This is a genomic window from Bacillus sp. MYb78, from assembly GCF_002975115.1.
Classification (GTDB): Bacteria; Bacillota; Bacilli; order Bacillales; family Bacillaceae_G; genus Bacillus_A; species Bacillus_A cereus.
This window is the reverse complement of the sequence record NZ_PCOB01000021.1, coordinates 1-14,939: the sequence shown is the minus strand read 5'-3', so window position 1 is coordinate 14,939 and position 14,939 is coordinate 1. Positions and strand designations below refer to the sequence as shown.

The following is a 14,939-nucleotide window of genomic DNA, read 5'->3' as shown; positions in this document are numbered from 1 at the left end:
GGTAATGGTAATACGGATAGATTCCGATTCGTATGAAATGAAATGGTTCAAGTCGGAGAGAGGCACCTTAAGGTGTCTTTTCTTTTTGGACATTACATCCATTTTGTTTTTCCACCTTATTTCAAATGCGCTAATTAACCTTCACCAAGAAAAAATGAGAATTAAAAAAGATATTGTTTCTTCTGTTTAATACAGAAAAATGAAGGATACCCCATAGATATGGGGCATCCTTCATTTTCTATTTTTTCGCACCTTTCAGTGACTCCCTCAGCACAAACTTCTGCAACTTCCCGCTCGCATTACGCGGAAGTTCATCTACAAATAAATAATGACGCGGACGCTTATAATCTGCTAATTCGTCACTTTCTTTGCAATACGTTTCTAAATCAGCTTCTGTTATTGTTTCATCTTTCTTCACAATAACTGCCACAACACGCTCTCCCCATAATTCATCTGGCTCACCAAGTACCGCCACATCTAATATACCGGGATGACTATGAAGGAAATCTTCAATTTCACGAGGGTAAATATTTACGCCACCGCTAATTACCATATCATCAACACGATCTGCAACGAATAAATAACCATCCTTATCAAAGTATCCTAAATCACCAGAATGATACCATCCTTTATACATCGATTTTTTATTTGCCTCTTCGCGATTATGATAGCCAGCCATCATAGTTGGGCCGCGTAAAATAATTTCTCCTACTTCATAAGGAGGTAATACATCATCTGGTTCTGCCGGTGCATCCTCGTTCGGTTTCACAATACGAACTTCATGACTAAAGCATGGCGTGCCTGCTGAACCAGCTTTCGTAATTTGATCCTCCTCTACGAGAAACGCCACCACTGGTCCCATTTCTGTCATTCCGTATATTTGAACAAGGTCAATATAAAGACGTTCTTTACATTCCTTCACTAACGCCGGTGCCATTGCCGCTCCGCCATATATACCGATTTTCATTGAAGTTAAATCATACTGAGTTAAATCTTTTTGCAACAACATATTCCACATCGTCGGTGCTGCAAAGAACGTCGTAATCTTTTCTTCTTGAATCGTATGTAATACTGTTTCTGTATCAAAATGATGCAAAATGACATTTTTTCCGCCAACTTGAATGCGTGGTATGATTCCGGCATTTAATTCACCACAGTGATATAAAGGCGCAACAACAAGCCCTACACTATCTCTATTATATTTAAGAAAATACGTACAAATCATACTATGCTCAGTCATTTCGCGATGACGATGTAATACGCCTTTCGGATGACCTGTCGTACCGCTCGTATAAAGCATTGAACAATAATCCATTTCATCAATTTCGATATTTACTTTCTCAGAAGATGCTGCATTCACTTTTTCATGGTAGGAACTTGCATAGGAAGGTTTGTCGTTTTCTATAGACCAAAAAGATGTATTTGGAAAATCTCTTTCAATTATAGCAACAGTTGACTCAACTGCTTTTTCAAAGACAACGACTTTCGAGGATGCGTCCTGAAGAATATAAGATACTTCTTTCGCCTTTAAGCGAAAGTTAATCGGATTAAAAACTGCACCAATTTTCGCACAAGCTAAGTAAACGTTTACAAATTCATGACAGTTATATAAGTAAACAGATACTGTATCTCCCTTTCTTACTCCGTCTTCTAATAAAGCGTGTGCCGTTTTATTTATTTGTTCATCCCACTGTTTATATGTCCAGCGAATATTTTTTTCAGGTTCCACTAACGCCTCTTTATTCGTATACTTACCAACAGATAAATCAAAAATTCTCCCTATCGTCATGTACATGCCAACAATTTCCCCCTTTTCTCTTTCATAAATCTATCATTTCGTCTATAAGTAGACATTGTCCTTCAATGTTTTGACTAATTTTTCTGATTATTATCGACATAGTTTTACATACGGTACCACTAGACGGTAAATGAAATTATATCGGCGATTTTTCGAATATATCGACTTACCGACAAAAACTGACAAGATATAATCGGCCCCCGTTACTGCAGGATAAAAAGAGGTTGTTCCGACTCAGAACAACCTCTTTCTTCTTATGCGAATAGCTCTTCTAAAATTTTCAATTTATCTTCTGTATATTTTACGAAGCCATCGTTATATGATTTTGGATCTTTCGGATTCGCGAAGTGCGTAATTGCCCCCGTCTTCGGATGAACAAATTTACTTGATGCACCGCAACCAAGTCCGATAATTGATTGTACTTCTTCCATAATGACAATGTTGTAAATACTTTCTTGCGTCGGCATTGCATAACCAACGTTCTCTAAGTTACCTAAAATATTCTTTTGACGATATAGGTAATATGGTACGTAATTATGCTTTTGCGTCCACTCTTCTGCTTCGTGCATCATCGCTGTAATTTCTTCGCGACCTGCTACTTTATATTTACGTTTGTTTTGCGTCATTTCAGAAGCACGTTTAAATGATAACGTATGAACTGTTAATGATTCTGGCATTAACTTTTCTGTTTCATCTAACGTATGCTTGAAGATATCTAACCCTTCACCAGGAAGACCAATAATTAAGTCCATATTAATATTGTTCATTCCCATTTCACGAGCTAAATGGTATTTCTCAATTGTTTCTTCTACAGTATGATGACGTCCAATTGCTTTTAGTGTCTCTTGATGATATGACTGCGGATTAATACTAATACGGTCAATGTTCCATTTATTTAACACTTCTAGCTTTGCTGGCGTGATCGTATCTGGACGACCTGCCTCAACTGTTACTTCACGTACATTTTTCACGTCTGGGAACGCTTCGTACATTTCTTCATACAGCATATCCATCTCTTCTGCTGTAATACTTGTAGGTGTACCGCCGCCATAATAAATCGTCGTAACTTTCACACCTTTTTCTTTTAAAAACTTACCAATTTCACGAACTTCATAATGTAAACCACCTAAGAACGAATCAACAGACCCTTGGCGTCCATTAATCGCATAAGCCGGGAATGTACAGTATGCACATTTCGTTGGGCAAAACGGAATACCGATATAAATACTTACTTCTTCTTTCAAACGGTATAAATCCGGAACAACTGCTAATTGGCAATCAACAATACGCTGAAGAAGTTCAATTTTCTCTTCATGAATTAAATAACTTTCACGAAGTTCTTGATGCGCTTCTTCTTTTGACATACCATTTTGAAGCATTTTATGAAGAAGTTTCGTCGGACGTACTCCCGTTAAAATACCCCAGCTTTGTTCAAGTCCAGTTAACTGCTGAAGAACAGAAAGATATACATAAGAAACAACGTGCTTCACTTGCTTCATACGCTCTTTTTCATCTGTGAAAGCAGATAAATCTTTCGAGAATGTTTCTTCATACACATTTCCTGTGCTAACATCCGTTAATCGAGCGGATGCTTTCACATTATCCTCAATGTGTATATCAACGATCAGATTCGCTTCCTCTTGTTCAAATCCAATCGTACTATCTTCAAAAAATAAGCCGCCAATATTTTGTAGCGGACGTAAAAAACGATCATCTTGTAACGTTTTAATTGAAATTAACACATTATCACCTTTTCATTTGCAAACTCTCTTTAGTTTACTTGAAGGGCGTTTACAGGTCAATACAGAAGGTTTTACCTGTTTCTCTTACATTTTTTCAAATAATTCTTTTTATGAATATCGCTCATGTATATAGACATCATGATTTTCTCTTGTTAAAATTTATTAGTACAAAAAATCGTTACATAGCGAAAATACAATATATAAAGGAGGAATGTTAACACTAGATTTTATAATCTAATGTGTTAAAAAAAATATGAAAAAGAAATTTTATAGTGTATTAACTCTCTCTCTTGCATTACAAACTGTTCTTGCACCTACTTATTCATTTGCAGAGAGTGCTGAAAAATCCGCCGAAGTATATACGGAGGATCAAGTTTTTAAAAGTATTAAGGAGCATGTTAATGAGCATAGTACTCATGAAGAAGATATCGAGGTTACTGGCCAATTCCTACTATACACTTCAAAAAAACATTCATTATATACCGCGAATGATTTAAAAAACAAATCGAATATCGAGATTACAGAACAAGTCGTAACGGCGACAAAGAAAAAAGGAAATGCTTACTACATAACGACGCCAACTGGCGCTGGATGGATAGATAACAATGATAATAGCTTAGAAGTTCAAGAGATTCATAAACTATCTAACCAAAAATTAATCGTAAAAGAAGAAGCTTCCATACATGCCCTTCCGTTCCAATCGTTTAAAGAAGAAGGGAAACTAGAGCCACAAGTCATTACTCCTACTGAACAAGCTGGAAATTGGTTTAAAGTCCAAATAAACGAAACAGCAAAATGGATTTATGCACCTTCTGCTACATTTGAAGGTACAAAAGCTTCATTACTAAAAAACAGTCGTACTGCTAAAAATAGTTTATTGAGAGCTCCGGAAGCTCTACAAACAAACAATATTTATGGCGTTACATTTAAAGAAATGATTGTCCCAAAAGGAAATGACGATATTCGCCCTGGCTACCCGATGGTACCTAAATATATTACGATTCACGAAACGGCTAATACAGCGAAAGGTGCTAATGCTCTAAATCATGCAAAATTCTTAGATAACCAAGCACGCGGAACAGCTGATCGCGCCGCATCTTGGCATTTCACAGTAGATGATAAAGAAATTTATCAACATCTTCCGGTAAATGAAGTTGGATGGCATGCTGGAAATAAAACTGGAAACTATGAATCTATCGGAATTGAAATTGCCGTTAATCAAGATGGAAACTATGAAAAAGCGGTAGAAAATGCCCGTAAATTGGCAGCTTATTTAATGAACGACTTAAATATTTCTCTAGATAAGGTCCAAAAACATCAATTTTGGTCAGGAAAAAACTGCCCTGCGTTTATGATTCAACGCGGACAATGGAATGCTTTCTTAAAAGGAACTGAAACATACTATAAGGAAAACCAAAAAAATCCCGTAACTGATGACATTACAGGTGGATGGTATGAACAAGACATTCGTCAATTAGCAGCTAGAGGCATTATGCAAGGAGAAGGGAACGGCAAGTACTTCCCAGAACGTCTTGTAACGCGTGCTGAATTTGCTACATTAATTACTCGTGCTTTACAATTACCAAGTGGAAATGCTAAGTTCACAGACTTAGAACAAGTACACCCATCTTTAAGAGACGGTATTAATCGTGCAGCAAGCGCAGGCATAATCCGCGGACGTGGTGATAATACATTTGATCCAAATACTACAATTACACGCGAAGAAGCTGTTATTATGATTGATCGTTCTCTAAAACACGCTGGTATTTTTGCAAAACAAGTTGAACTACCATTCGTAGACCAAAACTTAATTTACGCTAAAGAAGAAGTACAAAGAGTATATGGATATGGAATTGTAAAAGGTAATGAATTTAATCAATTCGTACCAAAAGGACCATCACAACGTGCACACGCAGCTGCATTTATAAACAGAATGCTTAGCGTGATTGAAGCTTAAAATATTTATCTGTATTAATTTAAAAGGCATCAGAGATTGTATATCTCGGATGCCTTTTATACATCTGTTAACTATTTTTAGCCATAAACCTTAAACGTATTCCTAATAACAGAAGCATAAAACCGATGAATGGAATGTAATTCGTATTGTGTCCTGTAGCTGGAAGTTGTTGATTATTAGAAGAACCTTGTCCTTTTTCTGGGAAATTAGGTTTTTCTACTCCCTCACCTGGTTTTTCTACTCCTTCACCTGGCTTTTCTGTTCCTTCACCTGGTTTTTCTGTTCCTTCACCTGGTTTTTCTGTTCCTTCACCTGGTTTTTCTGTTCCTTCACCTGGTTTTTCTGTTCCTTCACCTGGTTTTTCTGTTCCTTCACCTGGTTTTTCTGTTCCTTCACCTGGTTTTTCCGGCCCTTTTTCTGTATCTTTTTTATTTGTAATTTGAAGCTTTACAACTTCAATTTTTTCATTAGAAATCGTAAATTTCATTTCCTTATCGGATAAAGTATATCCTTCTGGCGCTTGGATTTCTTTTAAAGTGTAATCTCCTGGTTCTAACTTCTTAGAAGTCGCTTTACCGCTCTTATTTGTTGTTAATGTATCGATTTTTGTTCCGTCTTTCCAAATTTCAAACACTGCGCCTGCTAATATTTTATTTGTATTATTAGCATCTACCTTTGTAATTTCTAATTGACCTGTAATTTCTTCTTTCATTTTTTCATTCATAACTTCTTGTTTTACTACTTCATTTGCTACAACATTTACGTCTACTGTTACTTCTAGCGCTTTATAACCTTCCGGTGCTTTCGTTTCTTCTAACGTATACTTTCCTGGCACTAAGCTTTCGAATTTCACAACGCCGTCTTTATTCGTTGTTTTCGCTTCTCCAACTACTTGACCAGCTTCGTTCTTTAATTTAAATTCTGCACCTGCTAGAACTTTTCCACTCTCTGCATCCTTTTTGATTACTTGTAAGCTTCCTAGTTCTTTTGCGTTTTCTATTTGTACTTCTACTACTTTGTCTGCTTCCACAACGACTTCAATTTCTTCTTTTAACAACTTATATCCTTGTGGTGCTTTCGTTTCTTTTAATGTGTATGTTCCTGGCTCTAATTTCTGAGAAATTACTTTACCAGTTTTATCTGTTCGTAACGTATCTACTTTTTTACCATCCTTATACACTTCGAATTCTGCATCTGATAATACTTTCGTTTTATCTTCCGCATCTACTTTTACAATTTCGAATTGACCAAGGCTCTTACTGTTCGTTACTTTTACACCAACAAATTTTTCACCGTCAACTGTTACATGAATTATTTGTTTTGTTAACTCATAACCTTCTGGTGCTTTTGTTTCTTCTAACGTATATTCACCTGGCACAAGTCCGTCTACTTTAACCGTTCCAGACTTATCTGTTGTAATTCCTTCTTTTACAACATTTCCTTTCGCATCTTTCAATGTAAATTCTGCGCCTGCTAAGCGTTTCGTTTGATCTTTATCATCCATTTTAATAATTTGTAGAGAACCTAAGATTTTTTCGTTTTCTGCCTCTACTTTTACTACTTCTTTCTCGTTTTGAATTGTTACTTTCCATTCTTTATTTGAAAGCTTGTAGCCCGCTGGTGCTTTCGTTTCTTTCACTGTGTATTCACCTAGCGGTAATTTCGGTGACATCACTTTTCCACTCTCATCTGTTTTCAGTTCCGCTACCTTTTTACCATCTTTATACACTTCGAATTCTGCACCTGATAACAATTTCGTTTTATCTTCCGCATCTACTTTTACAATTTCAAATTGACCTGTTACTTTTTCGGGGATCTTTTTATTCACCACATCTACAGTCACTACTTTATTAGCCTCTACATCAACAGAAACTGAACTAGATGATAATTCATATCCTTTCGGTGCTTCTACTTCTTTTAATGTATAGCTTCCAACTAGAAGTTGTTTCGATAAGGCTTCACCTTTATCATCTGTAACAATTGTTTCCACAACTTTCCCATCTTTATCGATAACATCAAATTTTGCACCTGGTAGAAGTTGACCAGATTCACTATCTTTTTTCAATAATTTAAATTGGCCATTCTCTACTTTTTTCGTATTCTTCATAACAAGTTCAATTACGTTTGTATTATCAATTGTTACTTTGACTGGTGTATCAACTTTTATATATCCTTCTGGTGCATTTATTTCTTTTACAAAATAGTCACCAAGTGGTAAATCTTTAACTTCCGCAATACCCTTTTCGTTTGTTGTAACAGTAGCCACAACGTTATTATCTTTGTCTATAACATCAAATTTTGCATCTTTTAAAACAATGTTTTTATCATTTTCATCAACTTTTTTAATTTGTAAATGTCCTTTTTCGGCTGCTGGTTTATTCCATTTTGGCCAGTTAAATTTAAAGTTATGAACCTCAAAACCATCTCTTTGGTGTAATCCTCCAACATAGGCTTGTCCATTAATAGAACCACCTTTTGTTTCTACAACTGCATTAGGTGCAAACACACTACCTACTACACCATAACCTTTAGTTGTTATCTTTGTAGCATTAGGAAATACCCAAATTACCTTACTAGCTAACTCAGTAAAAGATGAATTAGGATCGTATGCTTGAGATGTATTAATTAAATCCGTCGCCATCCCAGTATTTCTTGTATCATACAAAATTGCACCGCCACCAAAACTCACTTCTTCTGCATCTGAATAAATAACAATAAAGTCTTTATTCTCTACATTCGGAAGAAAAACGTCTTTTACATCAAATGCTTTCTTTCCCGTCTGACCTGAAGAGACATAAATATTAGGGTTGTTTACATCTTCACCGATTCCAAAGCTCATATTAGGTTTTGGCTTATCAGTGTGTAGTTTACTTGCATCCCCAATTACACCATCAACGTCTTTTCTAAATTCTTTAAACTTAGCATCAATCTCCGCTTGCTCTTTATAAGAGATACGGTCATATGACGTTTTCATTGCGCCATCTGGGTCACCGTCTTTTGTCATCGCCACTGTTCCATCTTGAATAATTACTTGTCCTGCTCCCGCTTTCGTAAATTGACCGCCTAGTAATAATGATGGATATCCTTCATCTACCCAAGTTGCTCCAGCTAAGTTATTTGCTCCAGTTGCAGCCGCTACGACTGTATAACTTGATGCGTTCATATTTTTCTGAACAGCCATCGCACCTTCAATATCCGCACTCGTTGCACTATGATCTCCAAAAATGATGGCGTTGTAATAAGATACATCACCTAAACCTTTTAACTCTGTTGTAGCTGCCTCCGCTTTAAATGGTAAATGGATTAAAAAATTCATACATATTAGTAATACAACTATTAAACTACTACTTAACTTTTTAATTTTTTGATTAAATGATTTCCTCAAGAAATTCATTCCCCCTTTTAAACTTCCTAAAATCACAAAAAGAAGCACATTTCATATGTACCAGGTCTTACTCACATTAACTTAAAATAATCCATTTAAATAAAACAAAGGAACGCTACAACTACTTAATAAAATTACTACAATTCATTTTTGAAATAATACGTGAACTAAACTATCATGCGGAAATGTTTTTACGTACGGGAGCTCAATAAAATTAATCTGAAGAATATTTCATGTGGTGTAACTGTTTTGGCAACATCATCCACTTTACATTAGTTTTCTAAAGGATTCAAGTGAATTGTATGAATCCCATACACAATTCACAATTTAAAACGTTTTCATTCATTTTAATAAGCTCAACAAAAAAAACGTAGCCAAAAAGCTACGTTTTTCTTTCATCGTTTCGGTGTATTTTTATGATTCTTCAAAAACGGAAGCGGGAATTGCTTACGGAAATGCTCTTTAATCATGTACTCTACACCGTTCTCACTATTTGAACGTGTAATCCAATCTGCTGCTTGCTTTAACTCTACAGGTGCGTTCCCCATCGCTACACCAAGTCCCACGTTTTCAATAACCTCTAAATCTTCCATACTATCTCCAATCGCAACCATTTCATTTAGCGAAATATTTAAATGCTCTCCAAGCAATTGTAATCCGCGTAACTTTGATACATTTTGCGGCAAGATTTCTATTCGTTTTGAATCACATTCAACATACTCTACATCTTGGAATGCTTTTCTTAATGTGTTCAGCCCTCTTTCTTTTTCACCCTTAGTTTGGAAAAGAACATCAATTTTTGGCGCCGCTACCGGATGGTCACGAAGCGCGTCACCTAACGAATCTACAAATTGAACTGGATAAAATAACGGATCTGCGCTTGATAATACAGTGCGCGCAATTAAGTTTGGTGTATTTCTCTCACGATTTCCTATCGAAAACCGTTCATGAGAAATACGTACGTTACAATCAAAGTGCTCTAACACTTGCACAATGTTAAAAGTCTTCTCTTCAGATAATCTTCTTTGAACGTACGGCTTATCTAACGTTGCTGAAACGAAAGCACCACCATGTGTCACTAATATAGAATCTAATTTTAACGCCTTTGCTACTTTATGAGCGGATTGAAAATTACGGCTCGTAAATAACGTAACGTATACATCTTTTCTTTTCACAAATTCAATTGTTTCTCTTAATCCTTTTGCAATTTTTCCATTGTTGTATAGTAGTGTCCCATCTATATTAAGAGCTAGTAAGCGATAAATCATGTCGCACTCCCCCTCTTCGCTGTTGTACTCTATCCATAATTTATGAAATACACCCGATAAATAGAACGAGTTAGAATTACTACTGAAAATTTGGTTTACTATATACATATACACTTAGTAAAGGAGATAGTACAATGCAGGCACCTCCTTCCTTTTATGAAGGCGATACGTTAGAAGTAGCAAAAAAATTACTCGGGCAAAAACTTGTTCATATTGTAGACGGAATAAAGCGAAGCGGAATCATTGTAGAAGTAGAAGCATATAAAGGCCCAGATGATAAGGCCGCACATAGTTACGGCGGCAGACGGACAGACCGCACAGAAGTCATGTTTGGCGCACCAGGGCATGCTTACGTATATTTAATTTACGGTATGCATCATTGTTTTAACGTTATTACAGCACCAGTTGGCACCCCGCAAGGTGTTCTCATTCGAGCCCTTGAGCCGGTAAATGGAATAGAAGAAATAAAACTAGCACGCTACAACAAAACAGACATTACAAAAGCGCAGTACAAAAATTTAACAAACGGTCCTGGCAAACTATGCCGTGCCCTCGGAATTACTTTAGAAGAACGAGGCTTATCATTACAAAGTGACACATTACATATTGAACTCGTCCCAAAAGATGAACACATATCATCACAATATAAAATAGCAGCAGGACCTCGTATTAATATCGACTATGCAGAAGAAGCTGTACATTATCCGTGGCGTTTTTATTATGAGGGGCATCCGTTTGTTTCAAAGAAGTAAGCATATGTTAAAGGGAGAGATTATGAGAGGCAAACCTGAACTAAAAATAGAATCAGAAAAAGTATATAAAACGAAGAAAAACCCAAATGGAATGTTTGTAGCAAGAATACTACAAATTCCGAAAGAAGAAGATAAACTAGACTTTGTCCTTATTTTACAAAATAAAAAAACGAAAAATATTATTTATAACAAAGTTTTAGTAACAACAGATAACGACTATTATTCTTTCCGACTCGCTCGTGGGAATATTAAATGGTCATCCTTATATACTGTTACAGTATGGGATGGGCTTGGACATCAATTAGTAGAAGTATCAGCCTTAACTGGTAAAGAGAACTATTCTATTTCTGATGAGCATTGTTCCGCATATCGGGAGTAACTCAAAATAAAAGAGAAGCCGAATCGGCTTCCCTTTTACTCTGCACCTTCCGCAGTTGCAATATTATCCTCTAAGTTTTCTCTTGATAATTCAGCCGCCATAAAATCAGCTGTTTCTGGAAGTGCTAAATGCATATGAGCTTTTTGACAAATTTGAATCGTACAGTTTTCTATAACATAGTCGAAAACATGTCCACCCCCGCTTCTTTCATCATCAATATAATGTAAGTGGAATCCTGCTACACCAATACCTTGCGCATAATCTGGTGTCCAAAATCCAGCAAGCGTACCTTCTGTATTTTCAAATGAAAAGATTGGTTGTGATTTCGTCACTTCAACGAGCGGTGTATACGGTTTTTCTTGTCTTGGAACAGTTCTCGTTCTTACTTCACGGAACGTACCGTCCATTCGAATACCATAAAATAAGTTTTTACTTGGCATTAATTCATGTAATAATGCTTCAACTTCTTCACGATTCATCGGACGCTCTACCGTATAACTCATTTCTTTTTCAAAAAACGTTACAGTCGCAAATGGTGTTGTTTCTTCTGGTTCTACTTTTTCTGCTGAACCGTCTGAACGTAAATGATAAAATTCATTATCAAATGCAATCATTTCACCATCTAATTGATCAAATGTGCCGATGCCAAAATCACCATGTTTTTTCAAATCTTCAAAGCTAATCACACCATCATATATACCATCTAATAGCGCAAGCATTGTAGATGTTTGATATACTTCATTACTCGTTTTCGTTTTTTTTGCATCAATATCAATTAATTGCGCAACAGTCATCTCAAATCTGCCTCCATTAGTTTAATTGGTTTGGTAATAATTTTTCGCTTAATTTAATATTGTCACGATAGTCAATTGGAATATCAATAATGACAGGACCATCTGCTGCTAATGCTTCTTTTAATACCCCTTCTAATTCATCAGGCGTGTTAACACGAAGACCTAACGCCCCGAAACTTTCCGCATATTTCACAAGATCCACATCGCCAAACTCTGTAGCTGATGTTCTGCCGTATTTCATCATTTGTTGGAATGCAACCATATCATATGTGCCGTCTCTCCAAACAAGATGGACGATTGGAGAATTTAAACGTACCGCCGTTTCTAACTCCATCGCTGAGAATAAGAAACCACCGTCACCTGATACGGAAACTACTTTTTTACCTGGTTCTACTAAAGTAGCTGCGATTGCCCAAGGAAGTGCAACACCTAACGTTTGCATGCCGTTACTAAATAATAATCTACGTGGTTCATAAGAACGGAAACATCTCGCCATCCAAATAGAATGGGAACCGATGTCACATGTAACAGTTGTATCGTCACTAATTAAAGAACGAAGTGTACGAATCACTTGAAGTGGGTGCGTAACACCCTCCGAAGCACGGTTCGGAACTTCTGCTTGTTCTGATAATTTTGCGCGTAATCGTTCTAACACCGCTTCTGATTTCGTACTTAATACAAGTTTCGGTAATTTTTCCGCGATGCTATTTACCGTTAAGGCAATATCACCAATTAATTCACGCTCTGGTTGGTAATCATGGTCGATATCTGCTTGATGGTCGTCAAGATGAATAATCGTTCTGTCGCCAAGTTTATTCCAAAACTTTGGATCATACTCGATTGGATCATAACCAATAGAAATCACAAGGTCTGCTTCTTCCAGTAAAATATCACCTGGTTGGTTACGGAATAATCCAACGCGGCCGAAGAAATGATCTTCTAACTCACGTGAAATCGCACCAGCTGCTTGATATGTTTCAACGACAGGAAGTTCTGTATCCGCAATTAATTTACGAACAGCTTTCGTCACTTCATTTGTGCTCGCTCTCATACCGAGTAAAATAACTGGTAATTTCGCTGATTTTATTTTTTCTACTACATATGTAATATCATTTGTGGGAGCGATTCCAAGCTGTGGCTTAGAAAGCGCACCGATAGACTCTACAGTTGTTTCCGCAGTCATAACGTCTTGCGGAAGACTTACTAAAGTAGCTCCCGGATTTGTGGAAGTCGCACTTCGAAATGCATTACTAAGTGCTTCTGGCACATTATCAGGATGCTCTACTTCTACGCTATATTTTGTGATTGGTTCGAATAGTGCAGCATTATCCATAGATTGATGCGTACGTTTTAATCGATCCGTACGCGGTACTGCACCAGCTAAAGCAACAACGGGATCACTCTCCGCATTCGCAGTAACAAGACCTGTCGCTAAATTTGATGTCCCTGGTCCTGAAGTTACAAGACATACGCCCGGTTTTCCTGTTAATCTACCAATAGCAGCTGCCATAAATGCTGCATTTTGTTCATGACGACAAACGATTAACTCTGGTCCTCTTTCTTGCAATACATCAAATACAGAGTCAATCTTTGCTCCTGGAATACCGAAAACATGTGTAACACCTTGTTTAATTAAACAATCAACAACAAGATCTGCTCCTTTTGTTTTTGTCTTCACGTCGTTTACTTTTACACCTGTACTCAAACTAATCATCCGATACGATAAACTTAACTAAATCTATACAATTCAATCAAATTTACACGAGTTAGTGCTTCATCGTGTTCTCGCAACCCCAAAGGGACGAGGGGTATAACACTCCACACGAGGCAGTATCGTTACCTCCTATTATCAAGCATTTATTTTACCCATCTTGATAAATTTATCGACGCATTTACATCCCTATCGTGATAGCTATTGCATGAAGCACAACGCCACTCACGAATCTTTAAACTCCACTGTCCTTCTGGTTGAACTGAATGGTCGTATTTAACGCCGCAACATGAACAAATCTTGCTTGAAGCGAACCATTTATCAGCTTTTACATACTCAATGCCGTACTTCTCACACTTGTATGATAAACATTGAAAGAAGAAGTTTAATTTTTGAAATGAAAATGCTTTCGATAGTTTTTTGTTTTTTAACAGGTTTGAAATAGATAAGTCTTCCACAACAATCCTCATTGGTTTGGTTTTCACCAATTTAGCTGTTGCTTGATGGATATGGTTATTTCGGATATTCGTAATTTTCCTAGATAACCGCAGGTGCTCAGCTTTCGCTTTTTCATATCCGGTAGATTGAATTTTTACACCTTTTTTAAATCTCCTAGACATATCTCTTTGTGCTGACTTTTTCCTTTTCAAAAGTTTTTTAACCTTGGCATCTTTGTTTATATTTCGTTCTTTCATACCATTAGAAGCTACAAACAGCTCTTTTAAACCAACATCCACACCAATCGACTCATCGGTTAGTTCTTGTGATTCAAAGTCTTCTTGGAACCCTACACTAATCCACCAGTGATGACCGTCAAAGGTAACTCTTGGGTTGGATGGTTTTTTATTTCTTGGTAGTTGTTGGCTTGTTTTCACTTCTCCAATAGACTGAATATGAACGACTTTCTTTCCTATAACCAGTCTTTCATAATTGGTATAAAATCCTTGAATTAAATCTTTTTTGGATTTATAAGAAGTGTGAGAACCATTTTTGTACTTTTTGAACGAATTTTTTCTCGCCGTATCAAAATCTTTTGAAGCCTGTTTGGGAACTTGTGCATTAATGTCTTTTAACCACTCATATCTCTTTCGCTTCTTAATCTTTGTAAATCGTTTCTGTAAAGCTAACTGTGAAACAGATTTTCCAAATAGCT

Annotated in this window: 10 protein-coding genes; 3 read left to right on the top strand and 7 right to left on the bottom strand. The window is 36.6% G+C overall.

The annotated features are described in order from the left end of the window. Nucleotides 1–238: 238 nt before the first annotated feature. Nucleotides 239–1,795, bottom strand: coding sequence for a fatty acid--CoA ligase (locus tag CQ064_RS26525; protein WP_000282009.1), 1,557 nt, complete (start codon nucleotides 1,793–1,795; stop codon nucleotides 239–241). 257 nt (nucleotides 1,796–2,052) lie between these two features. Continuing rightward, nucleotides 2,053–3,540: a coproporphyrinogen III oxidase gene (locus tag CQ064_RS26520; protein WP_000908776.1), complete on the bottom strand. Its 1,488-nt coding sequence runs from the start codon at nucleotides 3,538–3,540 to the stop codon at nucleotides 2,053–2,055. A gap of 253 nt (nucleotides 3,541–3,793) precedes the next feature. Here CQ064_RS26520 and CQ064_RS33205 point away from each other — a divergent pair, with 253 nt between their 5' ends. Then, a complete protein-coding gene (locus CQ064_RS33205) occupies nucleotides 3,794–5,497 on the top strand; it encodes an S-layer homology domain-containing protein (RefSeq protein WP_000726524.1) in 1,704 nt (567 codons plus the stop codon). A gap of 67 nt (nucleotides 5,498–5,564) precedes the next feature. Here the strand turns inward: CQ064_RS33205 and CQ064_RS26510 are convergent, their stop codons facing one another. Together CQ064_RS26510 and CQ064_RS26505 are read right to left on the bottom strand one after the other, a co-directional pair. Beyond that, nucleotides 5,565–8,891 (bottom strand): SpaA isopeptide-forming pilin-related protein, encoded by a 3,327-nt coding sequence (locus CQ064_RS26510; RefSeq protein WP_049800790.1) that lies wholly within the window; start codon nucleotides 8,889–8,891, stop codon nucleotides 5,565–5,567. Nucleotides 8,892–9,277: 386 nt separating this feature from the next. After that, a complete protein-coding gene (locus tag CQ064_RS26505; RefSeq protein ID WP_000640430.1) occupies nucleotides 9,278–10,150 on the bottom strand; it encodes a Cof-type HAD-IIB family hydrolase in 873 nt (290 codons plus the stop codon). A 134-nt stretch (nucleotides 10,151–10,284) separates the two neighbouring features. Between CQ064_RS26505 and CQ064_RS26500 the strand changes: the two genes are divergently transcribed. Then, nucleotides 10,285–10,902 carry a DNA-3-methyladenine glycosylase gene (locus CQ064_RS26500; RefSeq protein ID WP_001148775.1) on the top strand — a complete coding sequence of 206 codons (618 nt, stop codon included), beginning with the start codon at nucleotides 10,285–10,287 and terminating at the stop codon, nucleotides 10,900–10,902. 22 nt (nucleotides 10,903–10,924) lie between these two features. Further along, nucleotides 10,925–11,281 (top strand): hypothetical protein, encoded by a 357-nt coding sequence (locus CQ064_RS26495; protein WP_003311779.1) that lies wholly within the window; start codon nucleotides 10,925–10,927, stop codon nucleotides 11,279–11,281. Between the two features lie 35 nt (nucleotides 11,282–11,316). Here the strand turns inward: CQ064_RS26495 and alsD are convergent, their stop codons facing one another. The 3 genes from alsD to CQ064_RS26480 form a co-directional block, all read right to left on the bottom strand. Next, nucleotides 11,317–12,075, bottom strand: coding sequence for an alpha-acetolactate decarboxylase (gene alsD / locus CQ064_RS26490; RefSeq protein WP_000215024.1), 759 nt, complete (start codon nucleotides 12,073–12,075; stop codon nucleotides 11,317–11,319). Between the two features lie 16 nt (nucleotides 12,076–12,091). Next, complete coding sequence (gene alsS / locus CQ064_RS26485; RefSeq protein WP_000103545.1) at nucleotides 12,092–13,780, bottom strand: acetolactate synthase AlsS; 1,689 nt, start codon at nucleotides 13,778–13,780, stop codon at nucleotides 12,092–12,094. A gap of 152 nt (nucleotides 13,781–13,932) precedes the next feature. Beyond that, on the bottom strand, nucleotides 13,933–14,939 hold a 1,007-nt coding region (locus tag CQ064_RS26480; protein ID WP_105559714.1), incomplete at its 5' end, for an RNA-guided endonuclease InsQ/TnpB family protein.